Source organism: Polaribacter sp. Hel1_85 (assembly GCF_000766795.1).
Taxonomy (GTDB): domain Bacteria; phylum Bacteroidota; class Bacteroidia; order Flavobacteriales; family Flavobacteriaceae; genus Polaribacter.
Genome location: NZ_JPDS01000002.1, coordinates 428474 through 447874 on the forward strand (window position 1 = coordinate 428474; position 19401 = coordinate 447874).

At 29.8% G+C, this 19401-nt stretch carries 13 protein-coding genes and 1 pseudogene; 5 read left to right on the forward strand and 9 right to left on the reverse strand.

All coding sequences use genetic code 11. The annotated features are described in order from the left end of the window. Positions 1 to 15: 15 nt before the first annotated feature. Positions 16 to 519, forward strand: coding sequence for a mechanosensitive ion channel domain-containing protein (locus PHEL85_RS09185; RefSeq protein WP_036824280.1), 504 nt, complete (start codon positions 16 to 18; stop codon positions 517 to 519). Position 520: 1 nt separating this feature from the next. Here PHEL85_RS09185 and PHEL85_RS09190 read toward each other — a convergent pair whose 3' ends face one another. From PHEL85_RS09190 to PHEL85_RS09205, 4 genes are read right to left on the reverse strand one after another with little or no spacing between them, the layout of a single operon-like run. Further along, entirely contained in the window at positions 521 to 1756 is a 1236-nt protein-coding gene (locus tag PHEL85_RS09190) for a murein hydrolase activator EnvC family protein (RefSeq protein WP_081965106.1), read from the reverse strand. Then, positions 1756 to 2529: a DUF4292 domain-containing protein gene (locus tag PHEL85_RS09195; protein ID WP_036824282.1), complete on the reverse strand. Its 774-nt coding sequence runs from the start codon at positions 2527 to 2529 to the stop codon at positions 1756 to 1758. Before PHEL85_RS09195 ends, PHEL85_RS09190 begins: the two co-directional genes overlap by 1 nt. Before the next feature lie 2 nt (positions 2530 to 2531). Then, positions 2532 to 3512: a tetratricopeptide repeat protein gene (locus PHEL85_RS09200; RefSeq protein WP_036824285.1), complete on the reverse strand. Its 981-nt coding sequence runs from the start codon at positions 3510 to 3512 to the stop codon at positions 2532 to 2534. Beyond that, positions 3513 to 4529, reverse strand: a complete 1017-nt coding sequence (locus PHEL85_RS09205; protein WP_036824289.1) for a sugar phosphate nucleotidyltransferase — start codon at positions 4527 to 4529, stop codon at positions 3513 to 3515. Positions 4530 to 4894: 365 nt separating this feature from the next. Here PHEL85_RS09205 and PHEL85_RS09210 point away from each other — a divergent pair, with 365 nt between their 5' ends. Together PHEL85_RS09210 and PHEL85_RS09215 are read left to right on the forward strand one after the other, a co-directional pair. Continuing rightward, the gene (locus PHEL85_RS09210) at positions 4895 to 9079 is read left to right on the forward strand and encodes an immunoglobulin-like domain-containing protein (protein ID WP_036824291.1); all 4185 of its coding nucleotides are present in this window, start codon (positions 4895 to 4897) and stop codon (positions 9077 to 9079) included. A gap of 280 nt (positions 9080 to 9359) precedes the next feature. After that, a pseudogene (locus tag PHEL85_RS09215) lies at positions 9360 to 11229 on the forward strand (ABC-F family ATP-binding cassette domain-containing protein). Here the strand turns inward: PHEL85_RS09215 and PHEL85_RS09220 are convergent. Next, entirely contained in the window at positions 11226 to 11945 is a 720-nt protein-coding gene (locus tag PHEL85_RS09220) for a 3'-5' exonuclease (protein WP_036824293.1), read from the reverse strand. The pseudogene PHEL85_RS09215 and the gene PHEL85_RS09220 overlap by 4 nt on opposite strands. A gap of 105 nt (positions 11946 to 12050) precedes the next feature. Further along, the gene (locus PHEL85_RS09225; protein WP_036824294.1) at positions 12051 to 14123 is read right to left on the reverse strand and encodes a T9SS type A sorting domain-containing protein; all 2073 of its coding nucleotides are present in this window, start codon (positions 14121 to 14123) and stop codon (positions 12051 to 12053) included. Between the two features lie 243 nt (positions 14124 to 14366). Here PHEL85_RS09225 and PHEL85_RS09230 point away from each other — a divergent pair, with 243 nt between their 5' ends. Both PHEL85_RS09230 and PHEL85_RS09235 read left to right on the forward strand, forming a co-directional pair. Next, positions 14367 to 15062 carry a response regulator transcription factor gene (locus PHEL85_RS09230; RefSeq protein ID WP_036824295.1) on the forward strand — a complete coding sequence of 232 codons (696 nt, stop codon included), beginning with the start codon at positions 14367 to 14369 and terminating at the stop codon, positions 15060 to 15062. Between the two features lie 12 nt (positions 15063 to 15074). Further along, positions 15075 to 16115 (forward strand): sensor histidine kinase, encoded by a 1041-nt coding sequence (locus PHEL85_RS09235; protein ID WP_036824298.1) that lies wholly within the window; start codon positions 15075 to 15077, stop codon positions 16113 to 16115. On the opposite strand, the gene PHEL85_RS09240 is transcribed toward PHEL85_RS09235, so the two are convergent. From PHEL85_RS09240 to PHEL85_RS09250, 3 genes are all read right to left on the reverse strand, one after another. Beyond that, positions 16080 to 17138 (reverse strand): glycosyltransferase, encoded by a 1059-nt coding sequence (locus PHEL85_RS09240; RefSeq protein WP_036824301.1) that lies wholly within the window; start codon positions 17136 to 17138, stop codon positions 16080 to 16082. The two genes, PHEL85_RS09235 and PHEL85_RS09240, sit on opposite strands and share 36 nt — an antisense overlap. A 164-nt stretch (positions 17139 to 17302) precedes the next feature. Further along, positions 17303 to 18577: a phosphoribosylamine--glycine ligase gene (gene purD / locus PHEL85_RS09245; RefSeq protein WP_036824305.1), complete on the reverse strand. Its 1275-nt coding sequence runs from the start codon at positions 18575 to 18577 to the stop codon at positions 17303 to 17305. 51 nt (positions 18578 to 18628) lie between these two features. Beyond that, positions 18629 to 19399 carry a glycosyltransferase gene (locus tag PHEL85_RS09250; protein ID WP_036824310.1) on the reverse strand — a complete coding sequence of 257 codons (771 nt, stop codon included), beginning with the start codon at positions 19397 to 19399 and terminating at the stop codon, positions 18629 to 18631. Positions 19400 to 19401 lie beyond the last annotated feature (2 nt).

Consider the following 19401-nt stretch of genomic DNA (forward strand, 5'->3'; position numbering starts at 1 on the left):
TTAAATTCTATTTTTATGGAAGTACTCAACTATAAAATAATCTATTCTGTTGCTATATTTATTGTAGCCTTTTTTATCCGTTTATTGATTACGAATTCATTAAAGAAAATTCAAACAAAATTTGGGTTTCAAAAAGCTAGAATCTTAGTTACCAATAAAATAATTACAATTCTAATTTATATTAATGTAATTGTATTTATCTCTTTTATATGGGGAGTTGATGAAAAACAGTTACTAGTTTATATCTCGTCTTTTTTAACCATTTTAGGTATTGCATTTTTTGCACAATGGTCTATTCTTTCTAATATTACTGCTGGTATAATTTTATTTATTAATTACCCAGTAAAAATAGGAGACACAATTACAATTTTAGAAAAAGACAATAATATTACAGGTGAAATTAGAGATATTGGTGCATTCTTTATCACATTAAGAACACCTGAAAAAGAATTAATTACATTACCTAATGCTATTATTCTTCAGAAAAATATTAAATATTCTCCTCAGCCAGAAAATTAATTTACCTTTTTAAAATCCAAGAAGAAGGATTTAAACGTGTAGTATTTTTAAATAAAACAAAAATAAGTTTGGTCTTTTTAGAAACCTTATCAGTAAAAATCTGACCTATTTTTTGTCCAGTTGTAATTTTATCGCCTTTTTTAACATAGGTTTTTTCTAGGTTATTATATGATGAAATATAATTTCCATGCTGAATTAAAACATTCTTTCTCCCTTCAGAACTTAATAAAACATTTAATACGTTTCCGTTAAAAATAGCTTTTGCTTCTTTACCATGTTTGGTTACAATATGCAAACCTGTACCATTTACAGTAATTCCTGGAAATGAAGGATGAGGTTGTTTACCAAATCTTCTAACAATAATACCTTCATTAACAGGCCAAGGTAGTTTTCCTTTATTGAGCTCAAATTTTGTAGCTAAAGCTTTTGCTTCGGGACTTAAAATAAACTCATTCTTCTTAACCGATTTTGTCTTATTCTTTAATTTTTCTCTTGCTATTCTATTTGCTCGTGCAATTTCTTCACGTATTTTTTTATCAATTTTAGCAACAACTCTTTTTTCTTCTTTAATTTTATTCTGGAGCTCTTTCTTATACTTATTCTCTTTTTTCTTAATGGTAGTTATTAACTTTTCTTGGTTCTTTTTATCAGATTCTATTTCCTTTTTTTGCTGCTTTTCTGATAAAATTAAAGTATCTTTTACTCTCTTTTGAAACAGTAGAGAGTCATTCATTTGTTGAACTTCATTTGTTTTAACAACAATTTCTTCTCCTTGGTTTTTTCTAAAAGAAGTATATTGTTTCATATACTCTAACCTTTTATAAGCTTGATAAAAATTTTGCGAAGAGAGTAAAAACATCGTTCTACTTTGTTGAGATTTACTTTTGTACGATTTAAAAATCATATCTGCATAATCCTTTTTTAAATCAACTAATTTTTTATTTAACTTTTTAAGCTCAGCTTCATTTACACCAATTTCTTTCGATAATATTTTTGCTTCAGAATTAATAGTTGATATTAGTTTAGCTCTAACTTCAATTTTTTTATTGATATCTTTTAAGTCTTCTAAAGCATTTTTTTCTTTCTTCTTTTCATTAAAAAGTAATGTATTTACCTGTTTTATTTCTTTATTCAGCTTTTTGCGCTGCGCCTCTAATTGTTTTCTAGTCTGACCAAAAACAGAAAAAACGCTTAGAAAAAAAATTAAAATCGGTATGTAAATTTTTTTACTTTTCACTATAATTTAATTTGCTTGTAACCTTTTGGAATTGAAAATGACGTGTTAACTTCCGTATTAAAAAGCACAGATTTTACAACAAAATCTATGTTTGTAAACTTACCAGGTTGTTTTGCTTTAATATTTATTTCTGATGGAAAAATTGCATCATCAACAACATTATAAGAAGGATATAAAACATCCAAACGTTGGTTTTTTACAGCGTTAACAATAGATTGTTTATCTAATTTATAATGAGAAGGATTTACAGCAAAGAAAACATCAAATAAATCCTCTTGTTTTTTTGGCGATAAAACATAAGAATTATCCTGTATAATTACCTTTTGCTTTTGCTCCTTAACATTCATTAAAGACTGCCCCAATAATAAATTTTGAAGTTGGTTAAAGTTAATATCTGTTCCTAACATTTTTTTAAGCATAGAAAAATCTCCATCAAAATACTTTTTATTCAAGGAGGAATAAAACTGAACAGAAGTTGGAGTAATTTTCGCTTTAAAAAGGGTAATAAACTTCGTTCCTTTCAACCAAATAACTTCATCCTTTTTCATTCTGAAACTAACAGAAAAACTCTGTTTTAGTTTTCCGTTATTAAAACTTGCTTTCAATTTTGCATCTACTGTTTTTTTATCAAAATTAGATGCAACATGCTTTCTTGCTACTTTTTTAGCCGACATTTCTTCGGCAACAATATTTGTTGAGTTCATTAAATTCTTTTTTGCTTTACAGGAAGTAAATACAATTACAAGAACCGCAAAATATTTTATAAATTTCATTCTTAACTTTTAATTTTATTTGATTTCTCAATAAACTTTTTCTCCTCTTTAAAGTTACCTAAACCTTTGTAAGAAACTGCCATTTCATTGTAAAAATCTGCTTCCATTTCAACTTCTATAACAAAATCGATACCATTCTGTAAACTCTGTAACGCTTTTTTATATTTTTTCTGATAATTTAACACTCTTCCTTTCATTAAATACACATAAGGCTGCGCAGGAAAAAGCGAAATTCCTTCATTACTATACTTTAAAAGTACTTCAGAATTGTCTTTAGATTCTTCTAAAATTTGCTTTAAAATTGCGTAAGATTTATTAGTTTTAAATTGATCTTCTAAAGAACCAACATTGTTCTTTTTTTCTTCAACTACAGTATTTTTTTTTCTATTTTCTAAGTTCTTTTTTAATTTGATAAAGTTAGATGACAATGTATTATTATCTTCCATAACATTCATTAAAGAAATGGCTTTTTTATAATCTCTATGCTGTAAATATAATTTAAGTAAATACTCTCTTTCTTTTAAATTGATAGCAGCCACTTTTTGTTGTACAGAAATTGCTTCAGAAACATTCCTGTCTTTTACATGGATTTTAACCAAATGCTTAAGCATCCATATATTTTCTGGATCTTTAAGCAGAGCTCTACTAATATATTCTTTAGCTAATAAGCTTTTATTAAGTTCAAAATAGTTTTTAGAAAACTCAAAGAAAACAGAAACCTCATCAGACAAAATTTGATTACAATTTTCTAAATTTTCAATCGCTTTTTGGTAATTTCCAATTGATTTTTCTGATAAAGCTTTAAAAAAAAATTGTTGAAAATTTAACTCTTTTTCTTCAGTTAAATCTTCTGCAATTGGAATACTGTCTTGAGAAAAAGTATTCAAAGAAAAAAGTACAAAGAAAAGAGAAAAGAGAAATAACTCATACTTATACGCTTTTCTCTTTTCTTTAAAATTCTTTATCTTAATTCTGTTATTCATTTAGGTTAATTCTGTATAATCACCAATACTTACAGAAGTATATTTCCCATTATATTTTGCATGATTTCCAATCATTGCGTTGTCTAAATCTGCATTAGAAATTTCTACATTAGATTGTATTAAAGAATTAATAATAGTAGAATTTTCTACAACACTATTAGCTCCTATAGACACATAAGGTCCTATTTTTGTATTTTTTAAAACAACATTTTCTCCTATAAAACAAGGTTGAATAATTTCTGAATTTTCTAAAACCACATCTTTAGAAACTAAATTATTTCCAGCTTCATACTCAAATCCTAAAACTTGTTTGTTTGTATCTACAGTTGGATCTTTTTTACCACAATCCATCCAAGCATTAACAGTTCCAGGAATAAATTTTGCTCCTTGTTGCTTTAAAGACTCTAAAACATTTGTAAGTTGATATTCACCGTTTTCTCTTAAATCATTATCAATTAAATACTGAATTTCATTTCTAACTTTATCTCCATCTTTAAAATAATAGATTCCAATAATTGCTAAATCTGAAACAAAATCTTTAGGCTTCTCAACAAAATCAGTAATATAACCATCTTTTAATTTTACAACTCCAAAAGCACTTGGGTCTTCTACTTGACTTACCCAAATTGCTCCATCAGCATTTGCATCTAATTTAAAATCTGCTTTAAACAAAGTGTCTGCAAAAGCAACAACACAAGGTCCGTTTAAAGATTCTTTAGCACAATATATTGCATGAGCTGTTCCTAAAGCTTCTTCTTGTACATAAACAGAACCTTTAGCACCTAATTCCTCAGCAATTTTAATTAATTTTTCTGATGTATCAGCAGGAAATCCTTTTGCAGAAGGTCCAATGATAAAAGCTATCTCTTCTATTTTCTGGTTTACTACTGATGTAATATCTTCTACCAAACGCTGTACAATTGGTTTACCTGCTATTACAGTTAAAGGTTTTGGAATCGTTAAAGTATGAGGTCTTAAACGAGACCCAATTCCTGCCATTGGTACAATTATCTTCATATTTTTTTTATCAATTATAAGAACGCAATATACCACTTATTAAGAAATGTAAAAAGATAGATTTAAGTTTTACTCAACTTATCCCACTGAATACAGTTAGACAACTCACTGTTTTCAGTGAGAAGAAAATTTCACGGTTTTCAGTGATTGTGATAATAACAATTAATTAATATGTTTGTAGCGAATAATTTAAATTTTTATGCTTTTTTAACAATAAAGTGAGAAATATTTAAAAAAATTAATCAATAATCATCAAAAATTAATTTATTAAACCTTAGGAATTATAAGTCTTATCGTTTGGACTTTCAAAAAAATAGAGCGATAAAATTAATTCAAATAATCACTAATTTAAAAACACAGAAAAAATGAAAAAAGGTTACTTAAGTAAACTTATTATGTTGGGAGTTTTTTTTACCCTAACATTCAATTTGAATGCACAAAAGAAAGTTGAACGAAAAAAAATTAGCGGTAAGTATAATATACAAAAGCTTTCCTCTTTAAAAAAGGGCTTTAAAGAAAAATCTATTATTGAAAAAGAAAAAGCAATTAAAATTGCAAAAGAAAAAGGTTGGCAAACCAAATTTACAACTAAAGATGGGCGCATGTTAGAGCTACAAAAAGTTGTTGATGGAAAACCAATTTATTATACAACATTTAACGTAGCTGCAGCTAAATCTACAAGAGTTGACCACCTAAACTCTGGTGGTTCTTTAGGGCTAAACTTAGATGGACAAAATATGACTGCCTATGTTTGGGATGGTGGTGTTGCAAGAGCATCTCATCAAGAATATGATGGAGCTGGTGGAACAAATAGGTTTTCTACTGGAGATTCTGGTGCATTAAACTATCACTCTGCTCATGTAACAGGAACTATTATAGCTTCTGGAGTAGATGCTAATGCAAAAGGAATGGCTTCTCATGCTGAAGCAATTGGATATGATTGGAACAGCGATTTAGCAGAAGCTACAACAGCTGCTACCAATGGTATGTTAATTTCTAACCACTCTTATGGTTATGCAGCAAGAAACTCACTTGGTCAAGTACAGTTACCACAATATTATTTTGGGGGTTATATTGAAGACTCTAGAGATTGGGATGATATTATGTTTAACGCTCCAAATTATTTAATGGTAGTTGCTGCAGGTAATGATGGAACAGATGATACTGCAAACACAAACCCAACCGGTGGTTCTGGATTTGATAAATTAACAGGTCATTCAACATCAAAAAACAACTTAGTTGTTGCTGCTGCAAACGATGCAAACGTTGATGCAAATGGTAACTTAATAAGTACTACAATTGCTACTTTTAGTAGTGAAGGACCTACTGATGATTTTCGTATAAAGCCAGATATTGCTGGTAATGGAGTTTCAGTATATTCTACATACGAAAATAGTGACACAGCATATAGTTCTATTTCAGGTACATCAATGGCTTCACCAAATGTAGCTGGATCTTTACTATTATTACAACAACATGCTAATAATGTAAATGGTTCTTATATGAAGGCAGCAACTTTAAAAGGATTAGCATTACATACAGCAGATGATTCTGGTGTAACTGGACCTGATGCAGTTTTTGGATGGGGATTAATGAATACTAAAGCTGCAGCTGAAGCAATTACTCAAAATGGAAATGAATCTAAAATTGAAGAATTAACATTAACTTCAGGTCAAACTTATACAATTACTGTAGATTCTGATGGTGTTAATGATTTATTAGCATCTATATCTTGGACTGATAGAGCAGGAACAGCAAATACAGGAACTGTAAATTTAACAACACCTGTTTTAGTTAATGATTTAGACATTAGAGTTTCTAAAGGAGCAACAACATACTTTCCTTATGAATTAACTGGAGCAACATCAAATGCGCAACAAGATAACAATGTTGACCCATATGAAAGAGTAGATGTTTCAGGAGCATCAGGAACATATACAATTACTGTTACTAATAAAGGTTCTTTAACTGGTGGAAGCCAAAATTATTCTTTAATTATTACCGGTTTAACAGGAACTCCAGTAGTTTGTAACGCTACAGTTCCAACAAATGTTAGTGCTACAAATGTATCTGATACAGAAGCAACTATTTCTTGGGATGCTGTACCTGCTGCAACTTATGACGTGAGATATAGAGTTTCAGGAACAACTTCTTGGACAACTAATGCTGTTACTGGAAGTTCTACTGTTTTAAGTGGACTATCTCTTACTACATCTTATGAAGTACAAGTTCGTAGTAAGTGTACTTCAGGAAATTCTGCTTATAGCTCTACTGCTAACTTTACAACTACAGAACTTCAATTAAACTATTGCACCTCTAATGGTAATAGTGTTGCAGATGAATATATTAGCAATGTAACAATGGGAAGTATTAACAATACAACAGGTGCATCAGGAAGTGGATATGCAGATTATACATCACAATCTACAAATCTTACCAAAGGTGCTTCAGAAACTATTACAATTACTCCAACTTGGACAGGAACTCAATATAACGAAGGTTATGGAGTGTTTATTGATTATAATAAAGATGGTGATTTTGCTGATAGTGGAGAAACTGTTTGGACAAATGCAGCTTCACAAACTACACCAGTAAGTGGAACTTTTACTGTACCAGCTTCTGCTGTTTCAGGTGCAACTACAATGCGTGTTGTTATGCAGTATAATACAATACCTTCTGCTTGTGGTTCATATGATTATGGAGAAACAGAAGATTACACAGTTGTTATTGCATCTTCAGGACCTGATACAATAGCACCAGTGATTACATTAAATGGTGCATCAACAATAAATTTAAATGTTGGTGACACATATAACGACCAAGGAGCAACTGCAACTGATAATGTTGATGGAAATTTAACATCAAGTATTGTTACTACTGGAACTGTAAATACAAATGTTGTAGGATCTTATACTATAAATTATAATGTAAGTGATGCTGCAGGAAATCCAGCAACTCAAGTTTCTAGAACTGTAAATGTTAGTGATGGTACTGCACCAGTAATAACATTAAACGGAGCATCAACAATTAACTTAAATGTTGGTGATACTTATACTGAACAAGGAGCAACTGCAACTGATAATGTTGATGGAAATTTAACTTCAAGTATTGTTATAACTGGGTCAGTAAACACAAATTTAGCAGGAACTTATGCTATAAACTACAATGTAAGTGATGCTGCAGGAAACCCAGCAACTCAAGTTTCAAGAACTGTAAATGTAAATAATGTTAGTACAGGTGGTTGTACAAATGGTGTTTCAACTTTCCCTTATAATGAAGGATTTGAAAATACTTTAGGAGCATGGACACAATCTTCAGCAGATGATATTGATTGGACAATAAATTCTGGAGGAACTCCATCTAGTAGCACAGGACCAAGTTCTGCAAACCAAGGTACTTACTATATTTATGTAGAAGCTTCTGGGACTGCAGGATACCCTACAAAACAAGCTATTATTAATTCTCCTTGTTATGATTTATCTAATGAAACAGAAGCTACTTTTTCTTTTAACTACCATATGTATGGAGCTGCTGATATGGGAACAATTGCTTTAGAAATTAGTTCTGATAATGGTGCTTCTTGGACTAGCATTTGGAATGAATCTGGAAATAAAGGTAATTCTTGGCTAACTGCTAGTGTTAATTTAAATGCTTATGTTGGAGGGAGTGTACAATTACGTTTTAATAGAGTTACCGGAAGCACTTGGCAAGCAGATATAGCTTTAGACAATGTTCAGATTACAAATGGAGGTAGTAGTGGAAGTGGATGTGTAGCAGAAATAACTTCATTCCCTTATTCACAAGGATTTGAAAACACATTAGGTTCTTGGAGTCAATCAGCAGCAGATGATATTGATTGGTCAGTAAATTCAAGTGGAACTCCATCTAGCAATACGGGTCCAGCTTCTGCTAATCAAGGAACTTACTATATTTTCGTTGAAGCTTCTGGAAGCGAAACAGGGTATCCTACAAAACAAGCTATTATTAATTCTCCTTGTTTTGATTTATCTGGATTATCAGTTGCATCATTTAATTTTGATTATCATATGTATGGAGCTACAGACATGGGAACTATTGCTCTAGAAGCAAGTAATGACAATGGGGTTACTTGGACAAGTATTTGGAGTCAATCTGGTAACAAAGGAAACTCATGGTTTTCTGCTAGTGTAGATCTTTCTTCTTACTTAGGAAACACCGTTCAATTAAGGTTTAATAGAGTTACTGGAAGTACTTGGCAAGCAGATGTTGCAATAGATAATATTAGCCTTTCAAATACGGCTGCAAATAACACGAGTTTATATACTACTTATTCTGTTAATACTATTAACACTTTTAAAATGTATCCAAATCCAGCTAAAGACTTACTAAATGTAAGATTAGCAACAGATGGAAAGAATTCATTTAGAATTATAGATGTTATTGGTAAAACAGTAAAATCTGGTAGTATTTCTAATCAAGCAATTAATATTTCTAACTTAAAAACAGGAATTTACTTGATAGAAATTAACGATGGAGAAGAAATTATTATTGAAAAATTCATCAAACAGTAAAATTATTTAATATTTTGATATTACTAAAACCCAAGCTATTGCTTGGGTTTTTTTATTGACCTCACCATTTTCAGTTACTCTTCTCACCATTTTCAGTGAAGTGAAAATTTCACTGTTTTCAGTGATTGACAACAGCATTTATTTCTCTTATTTTTACACCATCATAGTAACATTTAATTTAAATCCCCCCAAGGAACCCCCTTTAAAAAATTAAATGACATCAAAAACCCAAGTTTAAGCTTGGGTTTTTTGTTTCTTTGCAAAAAATAAAAATATTTCCGTGAATTATTTATCAGTAGAAAATATCTCTAAAGCATATGGAGAACGCATCTTATTTGAAGACATCTCTTTTGGAATTAACAAAGATCAAAAAGTTGCATTTGTAGCTAAAAACGGAAGTGGTAAAACTTCTATTTTAAATATTATTGCTGGTTTAGATGTACCTGATTCTGGACAAGTAGTTAGCAGAAAAGGAATTTCGATTGCTTATTTAGCACAAAAAGATGACATTGATCCAAACTTAACTATTGAAGAAACGATTTTTGCTACAGATAACAAAATTCTTTCAATTGTTAATCAATATGAAAATGCTTTAAAAAAACCCTGATGATGCAGATGCGTATCAAGCTGCTTTTGATTTAATGGATCAATATAATGCTTGGGATTTTGAAACTCAGTACAGACAGATTTTATCAAAATTAAAATTAGATGATTTATCTTTAAAAGTTGGATCACTTTCTGGAGGACAAAGAAAACGTCTTTCTTTAGCAATTGTTTTAATTAATAAACCTGATTTATTAATTCTTGACGAGCCAACAAATCATTTAGATTTAGAAATGATTGAATGGTTAGAAGCTTTCTTTGCTAAAGAAAAAATTACATTATTTATGGTTACACACGACCGTTATTTTTTAGAGCGAGTTTGTAATGAAATTTTAGAATTAGACGAAGGAAAAATATATAAATACAAAGGAAATTACTCATACTATTTACAAAACAAAGAAGAACGTTTAGCTTTAGAAGCCACCAATTTAGGTAAAGCTAAAAGTTTGTTTAAAAAAGAATTAGAATGGATGCGAAAGCAACCAAAAGCTAGAACTACAAAATCGAAATCTAGAACTGATGATTTCTACCAAATTAAAGAAAAAGCACATCAACGTAGAAAAGATCATCAAGTTCAATTAGAAATCAACATGGAGCGTTTAGGAAGTAAAATTCTTGAACTTCATAAAGTATATAAATCTTTTGGAGACAAGAAGATTTTAGATGGGTTTGATTATGTTTTTAAACGCGGGGAACGTGTTGGAATTATTGGTAAAAACGGAACAGGAAAATCTTCTTTTTTAAATATTATTACAGGGACATCTGAATTAGATGGAGGAAAAGTTGTTTTAGGTGAAACTGTAAAATATGGTTATTACACACAAGCTGGTATTGAAATAAAAGAAGGTCAAAAAGTAATAGAAGTTGTCAAAGAATTTGGAGAAGAAATTCCCTTAACGAAAGGAAGAAGAATTTCTGCATCACAATTATTAGAGCGTTTTTTGTTTGACAAAAAGAAACAATATGATTTTGTAGAAAAACTTTCTGGAGGAGAACAAAAACGTTTGTATTTATGTGCAGTTTTAATTCAGAATCCTAACTTTTTAATTCTTGATGAGCCAACAAATGATTTAGATGTTGTAACACTTAACGTATTAGAAAACTTCTTATTAGATTATCCTGGAAACCTTTTGGTAGTTTCTCACGATCGTTATTTTATGGATAAAATTGTGGATGCTTTATTTGTTTTTAGAGGTGAAGGAGTAGTAGAAAACTTTCCTGGGAATTATTCTGATTTTAGAGCTTATGATAGTTCTAGTTCAAAACAGATTTCAGAAAAAACTACAATCAAAAAGAACGAGAAAAAACCAGCTAAAAAAGAATCTAAAAATGCATTAAGTTTTAATGAAAAAAGAGAATTTGGTGCCTTAGAAGCAGATATAGAAAGACTACAAAGAAGAAAAGAAATTATTGAAAAACAATTTTTAAACGTAGAAATAGAACCAGATAATATCGCTAAAAAATCTGAAGAATTACAGGAAACTATAATCTCTCTAGAACAAAAAGAAGAACGTTGGCTAGAACTTTCTATGAAATTAGAAGATTAATCGATACTAACAATATTTTCAGCTTTCAATAATTCTTGATTATTAAAACGTAATAAAATTTGAGCTACAGCTATTGTGTCTTTTTCACAGTAGCTTACAATTCTTTGTATATTTTTTTCCTTGTAGTAAACACTAGCAACTTCGCTCCCATCAATATCATCTTTTGGAGATGGAATTCCTAAGATTGAAGTTAATAATTTTAAAGAGGTATAATGCTTATAATCTCCAAATTTCCACAATTCTAAAGTATCTAAATGTGGAACTTCCCAAGGTTTTTTACCAAATAAATTAAGCTTTTTAGGCAATTCTATTTGATGGACTATCATTCTTCTTGCTATAAAAGGAAAATCGAATTCTTTTCCATTATGAGCACACAAAACATTGCTTTTTTTAACAAAATGCTTATCTAACAATACCTTAAAATCAGTTAGTAGTTGATGCTCATCATCACCAAAAAAAGAAGTTAAACGTAATTGTTTACTCTTTTCGATATCAACAAAATAACCAACTGAAATACATATTATTTTACCAAATTCTGCCCAAATTCCTGCGCGTTCATAAAATTCTTCAGCGGTAAACTCTTCTTTGCGCTGGTATTGAGTTTTCTTTTTATAAAGCTCTTGAGTTTCTTTAGGTAGTAGATTCCAATTTTCTTTTTGAGGTACAGTTTCAATATCCAAAAAAAGGACATCATTTAATTTGATAGACAAATTCATAGCAATAGGTTTTTCTTTTTCTTGACTAAAGATAGTGAAAATAAAAAAGCTCCGAATAAATTCGAAGCTTTTATAGTAAAATACTTTATAGTAAATAAGTCTTTTTTATCTGATTACTAATTTCTTAGTAGCTGTTTTACCTGATTCAGTAACTTTAAGAATATAGATACCTGAATTAATTGTAGATACATTTATACTCTTCTTTGAACCAGAAAAATTAGTTGTTAAAACTTTTTTTCCTAAAACATTAAAGATTGATATTTGTTTTACATCAGAACTATTAGTAATAATTGTAAATCTTTTATCAGTAATTGGATTTGGATATGTTGCAAAACCTTCAATTGAATTATCTATTGTAGATGCTGTAGTATTTGTATAAGTTCCTATTGGAAAAGGAACATCTGATGTTGCATTATTTGTTCCACCTTCTAATTGATTAGCTCCACTATAAGTCCAATTTGAGTGAGTAAATATTGTTCCTTCTGGCCCTGTATTTGATTTTCGATAAGCCCAACCATCAAGATAATCCCATTCAGGGCAAGTAGTTCCATCATTATTTGGATCACAATCAACTGTTCCAAAAACATCAATTATTTGACCATTTTCATAAAGTTCTATTGAATCATCTCCATTTATGCCAACTGTACCAGTTGTATATGTTGGTGCCATTCCAAAAAAGGTTGTAAAATTAGTTTCTTCTGTAGATATATAAATAAAAGTTCCTGCTTTTGCTGTTCCTGCTTCAAAATAATATTCAATATTTCCAGCTGTTGACCCACCTCCATTAGAAACAGAACTAACACCAAATAAACTTAAATCTGCAATGTCTTTAAGCACATACAACTCAATTCCTTTAGGAGTACCCCCAGATAAATTACCATCATAAGCTCCAGTAATTATCATACTATTTGTTGGTGCTCCATAAGCATTTCCATTCACGGATATACTTTTATCTACAACACTTGTAGATGATAAAATAATATCTCCTGAATAATTACCCGCAGTTAAACCAGATTTTAAACGAATATAAACCATTGTTTCTGTTATAGTTCCAGAAATTGGTGAGACATTAACAGAAGATCCGAAACTAGCTCCAGAAGCTAAAGAAACTTCAAAATTAGTTGGTGCTGTAATAATTAAATCTGCAGTTAAAAATAAACCTTCTACATTAAAAGTTTGTTCTGCTGAAGGTAAACCTGCGCTAATTACATAATTAAAATCATCTAAAAAAGCAGTCACTGTAAATTGTGGATCTGCAGGACTAACTATTCCTTCAAATGTTCCTGTAAGATCTGTAGCACCAGCAGATGAAGCAGTTATATCACCTGTATAAGTATCAGCACTCAATCCAGCAGATAATCTCACGTAAATAATTCCTGAGGCTGAACCATCAGTTTGTGGAATCATTACAGAACTCCCAAATCCACTCCCAGAAGTTAAGGAAATTTCAAAATTTGTAGGAATAGTCACAGTAATGTCTGCAGTTAAATTTGTTCCCATAACTGTAAATGATTGTTCTGCTGAAGGCCCATGACCTTCAAAATAATCAAAACTTTCTGAATCTCCAGTTGCTGTAATTTCTGGTGTTGTAGAAGCTACTGCAGAATAAGTACCTGCAGGAAAAGGTGAGTTAGTTGCTGCATTTGTAGAACCTCCTTCTAATTGATTCGTTCCACTAAAAGTCCAATTCGTTAAAACAAATCCATCATCTGGTCCTGTTCCATCTTTTCTATACGCCCATCCATCAACAAAATCCCAAGCTTCTCCTGTGCCATCTTTCGCAATATCTCCAAAAGTATCAACAACACTTCCGTTTTTAAAAAGCTCTACAGCATCATCTCCATTAATTCCCATTGAGCCATCAGTGTAAGTTGGTGCAAAACCAAAGAAAGCAGTAAATTGAGGAGCTTCTGTTGCAACATAAATAAAAGTTCCTGCTGTGGCTGCAACTGATGGAAAAGTAAATTCTTCACCATCTGTACCCCCACCATTGTTAGCACTCCCAATACCATAAATACTTAAATCTGCAATATCATTTGCAACATAAAGCTCTATTCCTTTAGGTGTTCCTCCAGTATTAGGACCATCGAATGCACCAGTAATTAATAAATCCTGCCCAAAAGACAATACACTAAAACAAAGGGTTAATAATAAAGTAAAAAAGTAATTTTTTTTCATGTGATGTGTTTTTATGAAGTTATTTCGTAAAAATAGTGAAAAAATAAATTACACACTGACTAGTAATAGATTAATTAATCGTTAATTATTACAAGATTCTATTCTCTTGATAATAAATAAATTAAATTTTGCAATGTTACATAAACGTTAATAGAAGCTCAACAGATTAAATGATTGTTAAGTACTTATGATTCTACTATAATTATTCCTATTTTTGATATTCGTTGTTATTTAATCTGTTTTATGAATAAAAGTGATATTAAAATTTTATTGGTTGATGATGAGCCAGATATTTTAGAAATTGTAGGTTATAATTTAAAAAATGAAGGCTATCAAATTTTCACAGCTACTAATGGACTTGAAGCTGTAAAGTCTGCAAAAAAAAATATTCCTCATTTAATCTTATTGGATATTATGATGCCAGAAATGGATGGTATTGAGGCATGTGAAAAAATTAGAAAAATAAAATCTTTAGAAAATGTAATTATTACATTCTTAACAGCAAGAGGAGAAGATTATTCACAAGTAGCAGGTTTTGAAGCTGGTGCAGATGATTATATAACCAAACCTATAAAACCAAAAGTTTTAGTAAGTAAAGTAAAATCTCTTTTACGAAGATTAAAAACTGAAAAAGAAAGCGAAGAGGTTTTTAAAATTGGAGATATTGTTATAGACAGAGATGAATATGTAGTTTATAAAGCTGGAAAAAAAATATCACTACCCAGAAAAGAATTCGAATTATTTTCTTTATTAACTTCAAAACCGAGTAAAGTATTTAAAAGAGAAGTTATTTTAGATACAGTTTGGGGAAATGAAGTTGTTGTTGGAGGTAGAACTATAGATGTTCATATTAGAAAATTGAGAGAAAAAATTGGTGACGATCACTTTAAAACTGTAAAAGGGGTTGGTTATAAATTTGTTTTAGACGAAGATAAATAAACATCTGTCTCAATGAAAATAAAGAAAACATATTCTTATGCACTCTGGTCTGCATTATACTTAACACTACTCTCTACAGCTATAGCGGCTATTTCATACTTTTTCATTGTTCAACATTTTGGAGTTAGCACGGTTATTATTTCAATTCTTGCATTATTCTTTATTTCATTTTTCATTATTCAATACAGAACAGAACATTTTATATACAGGCGTTTAAAAAAAATATACGAAGAGGTTTCAATCTTAGATGAAAACGATTTTCGCAATGATTCTGTAACTACCGATATTGAAAAACTTTCTAAAAGAATGGAAAAATTCGTTGAAGGTAAACGACTCGAAATAAAAAGCTTAACAGAGAGAGACTCTTTTAGGCGAGATTTTTTAGGTAATGTAGCACATGAACTTAAAACCCCATTATTTACAGTTCAAGGCTATATTTTAACTCTATTAGAAGGTGCTATAAACGACAAACAAATAAGGACCAAATATTTAGAAAGAGCCAATAAAGGAGTAGAAAGATTGGTTGCTGTTACAAAAGACTTAGATATGATTGCTAAGTTAGAAAACGAGGGTTTAAAACTAAATATCGACGTTTTTAACATTATAGAACTAATACAAAATGTATTTGACTTGTTAGAAATGAAAGCAAAAAAAAGAAATATTGTTTTAAAATTTGAAAAAACCTATAAATCTGCAATTTACGTTAGGGGCGATATTGAAAAAATAGAGCAAGTTTTAATAAATTTAGTGGTTAATTCTATTAAATACGGCAAACCAAAGGGCACAACTACCTTAACTATAGATAGTTATAATGATCAAAAATTTATTATTAAGGTTATAGATGATGGAGAAGGAATAAAACAAAAACACCTTCCTAGACTTTTTGAGCGTTTTTATAGAGTAGACCAAAGTAGATCTAGAGAACAAGGAGGTTCTGGTTTAGGCTTGTCTATAGTAAAACATATTATTGAAGCTCATAATGAAACTATTTTCTTAAAAAGCAAATACGGTGAAGGTTCAGAATTTTCTTTTACGCTTGAAAAGGCTAAATAACTGAGAATTCAGTTTTGTTTCATTCGATTTTAAACCTATATATTTTTTCATTTTGAAAAGATTTTCTTTTGAAAAATCTTCTACGATAGAAAATGGAGCAATTTCTTTACCCTCTAAATATGTTGCTAAATATTCTTGTTCTGATTGATTTTTAGTAGGAATAAATAAAGCTTTCTTTTCTAAAACTGCTAAATCCATAATAGAAGAATAACCAGATCTAGAAACAACTATTTTACTCGAATTTATTTTATCTTGAAGCTGATTGGTAAGTAAATAATTATAGAAAACTATATTTTCTGAAGTCCACTTTTTTTGCTCACTTTCAACTTTACCTAAAACAAAAACAATGTTTTTAGATTGGTTTTTAAGCTCAGAAATTAATTTATCTTGAAAAAAGGTCCTATTAGGTTCTGGACCAGAAAGAATAACTAAAACATCTATATTTTGAGGTAATTCTTCTTTTTTAAAGCGACTTAAAACTCCAATAAATTTGGCGTTTATTTTAGAATTTGAAATTGATAATTTTCCTGAAAATTGAGAATTCATATTATCTGGAATCCAACATTCATCAAATTTTTTAATGATTTTTTGATGAAAATAAGATGTTAAAAAAGTTGTATTTCCAGACAAAACATTTACTTGATGTGTGATGTAAACAGATGGGACTAAATTACTTCTTACTCCAAATCTATTATCAGAAATGATACCAACAACATCTTTATTGTTTTGTATAAAATTATCAATTACTTGTTTTTCTTTCTTTACTGCTTTTAAAATTTTAGGAATTTGAAAAAGTAATCCCAACTTTAAATTTCTATGATAAGAAATATTATAAGTCGGGATTGCTAAATATTCTAAATCTGGAAATTCTTTTTTTAAAAAACTTAAAGCCTTTCCGTCTGAAGCTATTATTGGTGTAAAGTTGTTTTCTAATAATGCATTTATTACTGGTATACAACGTGTTGCATGACCTAAACCCCAATTTAAAGGTGCAATTATTATTTTTTTGTTGGTAGTTTTCATTTTATTCAATTTAAATCTACCAATTTTTTAAATATAACTTCCTTTTTTAGGTTAAAAATTCGTTTTTAAAAAAGCGCGTTAAGGATTGAAATGGCATCCTTTTTTCTTTTTCTGAAAAAAAGATATAATGGAAAGCCTGTTAAAACGCCCAAATAAAAATGTATTTACACTAAATCGAAACCGATATCTTTTCTGTAATTCATTTTATCGAAATGAATTTTGTTGATGCTTTTATAACTCTTTTTTAAAGCCTCTTCTATGGTGTTTCCAAAAGAAGTTACTGCCATAACTCTACCTCCACTTGTAACTACTTTACCATCTTTAATGGTTGTACCTGCGTGAAAAGCAATTGAGTCTTCTAGCGCATCAAAACCAGACATTTCTTTGCCTTTTTCGTACGCTTCTGGATATCCGCCAGAAACCAACATAACAGTGGTAGCAGTTTTATCTGTAACAGAAAAAGATTTTTCATTTAAGTTCTGATTTGCAACACCTTCAAATAAATCAAACAAGTCAGATTCTATTCTAGGCAAAACAACTTCAGTTTCAGGATCTCCCATTCTAACATTATACTCTACAACTGAAGGATTTCCGTTATCATTCATTAAGCCAATAAAAATAAAACCTTTGTAATCAATTCCGTCTTTTTGTAAACCAGCAATAGTAGGTTTTACAACCAATTCTTCAACTTTATTTATAAAAGCATCATCTGCAAATGGCACTGGAGATATTGCTCCCATTCCACCAGTATTTAAACCCGTATCTCCTTCTCCAATTCTTTTATAATCTTTTGCCGATGGTAAAATTTTATAATTTTTACCGTCTGTTAAAACAAAAACGGACAATTCTATTCCTTTTAAAAACTCTTCTATTACTACTGTAGTTGATGCTTCTCCAAATTTTTTGTTAGAAACCATTTCTTCTAGTTCAACTTTAGCATTCTCTAAAGAATTTAAAATCAATACTCCTTTTCCTGCTGCCAAACCGTCTGCTTTTAAAACAAAAGGAGGATCTAAAGTTTCTAAAAAAGCAAAACCTTCTTCTAAATTTTCTTTTGTGAATGATTTATATTTTGCAGTAGGAACTCCATGTTTTTGCATAAATTGTTTAGAAAAATCTTTAGAACCTTCTAATAAAGCACCATCTTTTTTTGGTCCAATTACAGGTATGTTTTTCAGGGCATTGTCTGCTAAAAAGAAATCATGAATTCCTTCAACCAAAGGCGCTTCAGGGCCAACAACTACCATTTTAATATTATTTTCTAAAACAGTCTTTTTAACTGCTTCAAAATCTGTAGGATTTATATTAATATTTGTTGCAATTTTATCAGTTCCAGCATTTCCTGGAGCTACAAAAAGTTTATTAATTTTATCGCTTTCTATTAATTTTAATGAAAAAGCATGTTCTCTACCTCCAGAACCTAAAATAAGTACATTCATTGTTTATTGTGTTGTTGTGGGTGCAAATATATTTTAAAAAAAATCAGGAAACTAGAATCCCCACTTTAAAAAATATTTAATTGCTGAAGATATGTGAAGCAAAAATAATTTTATATCTTTTGAGGAACCTTGTTTTAATACGTGTATAATTTCTTCTTTAGGATAGTATAACTTCTTTTTTCCTAAACCATCAATTTTCTTACATATATCTACGTCTTCCATATACAAGAAATAACGCTCATCAAAACCTTTTAATTTAACAAAATCATCCGTTTTATAAAGGTGAAAACAACCCGTTATATATTCTACAAAGAAATCCTCACTTAAATTTCTGTCTTTATATTGCCCTTCAAAAATTTTTCTTTTAAATATAGGGTTTAAAAAAGTAAACCTTCTTGCTAAAAGCTCCGAAACTAAAGGATATCTTCTACATGAATATTGATGTTGCCCATCAGGAAATAATACTTTTGGAGCAATCATAGATATGTTTTCGTTTTTTCCTAATTCTAAAATTAAATTAGGTATAACCGATGGACTAAAAATAACATCAGGATTTAATATTAGGTGATATCTTGAGTTAAGTTTTATTTTATCTAGAATCATATTATGCCCAGCTCCAAAACCTATATTTTTACCAACAGTTATGTATTCTATCTCTTTTTGTTTAAATTTTTGTTTTAATGTACTACTTCCTGAATTATCTATTAAATAAAGCTTTTTACTGATAGGAATATTTAAAAAACAATTTATTGTTTTTGTAAGCTCTTCTAAATCTTCATTATAAAGAACAATAGATACAGTTATGCCTAATCTTTCTTTCATAT

Excerpts from the sequence above, each read along its gene's own strand:
- PHEL85_RS09250 (WP_036824310.1), bottom strand. The coding sequence starts at position 19,399 with ATGAAAGAAAGATTAGGCATAACTGTATCTATTGTTCTTTATAATGAA.
- PHEL85_RS09220 (WP_036824293.1), bottom strand. The coding sequence starts at position 11,945 with ATGAATTTGTCTATCAAATTAAATGATGTCCTTTTTTTGGATATTGAA.
- PHEL85_RS09230 (WP_036824295.1), top strand. The coding sequence starts at position 14,367 with ATGAATAAAAGTGATATTAAAATTTTATTGGTTGATGATGAGCCAGAT.
- PHEL85_RS09210 (WP_036824291.1), top strand. The coding sequence starts at position 4,895 with ATGAAAAAAGGTTACTTAAGTAAACTTATTATGTTGGGAGTTTTTTTT.
- purD (WP_036824305.1), bottom strand. The coding sequence starts at position 18,577 with ATGAATGTACTTATTTTAGGTTCTGGAGGTAGAGAACATGCTTTTTCA.
- PHEL85_RS09195 (WP_036824282.1), bottom strand. The coding sequence starts at position 2,529 with ATGAAATTTATAAAATATTTTGCGGTTCTTGTAATTGTATTTACTTCC.
- PHEL85_RS09200 (WP_036824285.1), bottom strand. The coding sequence starts at position 3,512 with ATGAATAACAGAATTAAGATAAAGAATTTTAAAGAAAAGAGAAAAGCG.
- PHEL85_RS09225 (WP_036824294.1), bottom strand. The coding sequence starts at position 14,123 with ATGAAAAAAAATTACTTTTTTACTTTATTATTAACCCTTTGTTTTAGT.
- PHEL85_RS09235 (WP_036824298.1), top strand. The coding sequence starts at position 15,075 with ATGAAAATAAAGAAAACATATTCTTATGCACTCTGGTCTGCATTATAC.
- PHEL85_RS09185 (WP_036824280.1), top strand. The coding sequence starts at position 16 with ATGGAAGTACTCAACTATAAAATAATCTATTCTGTTGCTATATTTATT.
- PHEL85_RS09240 (WP_036824301.1), bottom strand. The coding sequence starts at position 17,138 with ATGAAAACTACCAACAAAAAAATAATAATTGCACCTTTAAATTGGGGT.
- PHEL85_RS09205 (WP_036824289.1), bottom strand. The coding sequence starts at position 4,529 with ATGAAGATAATTGTACCAATGGCAGGAATTGGGTCTCGTTTAAGACCT.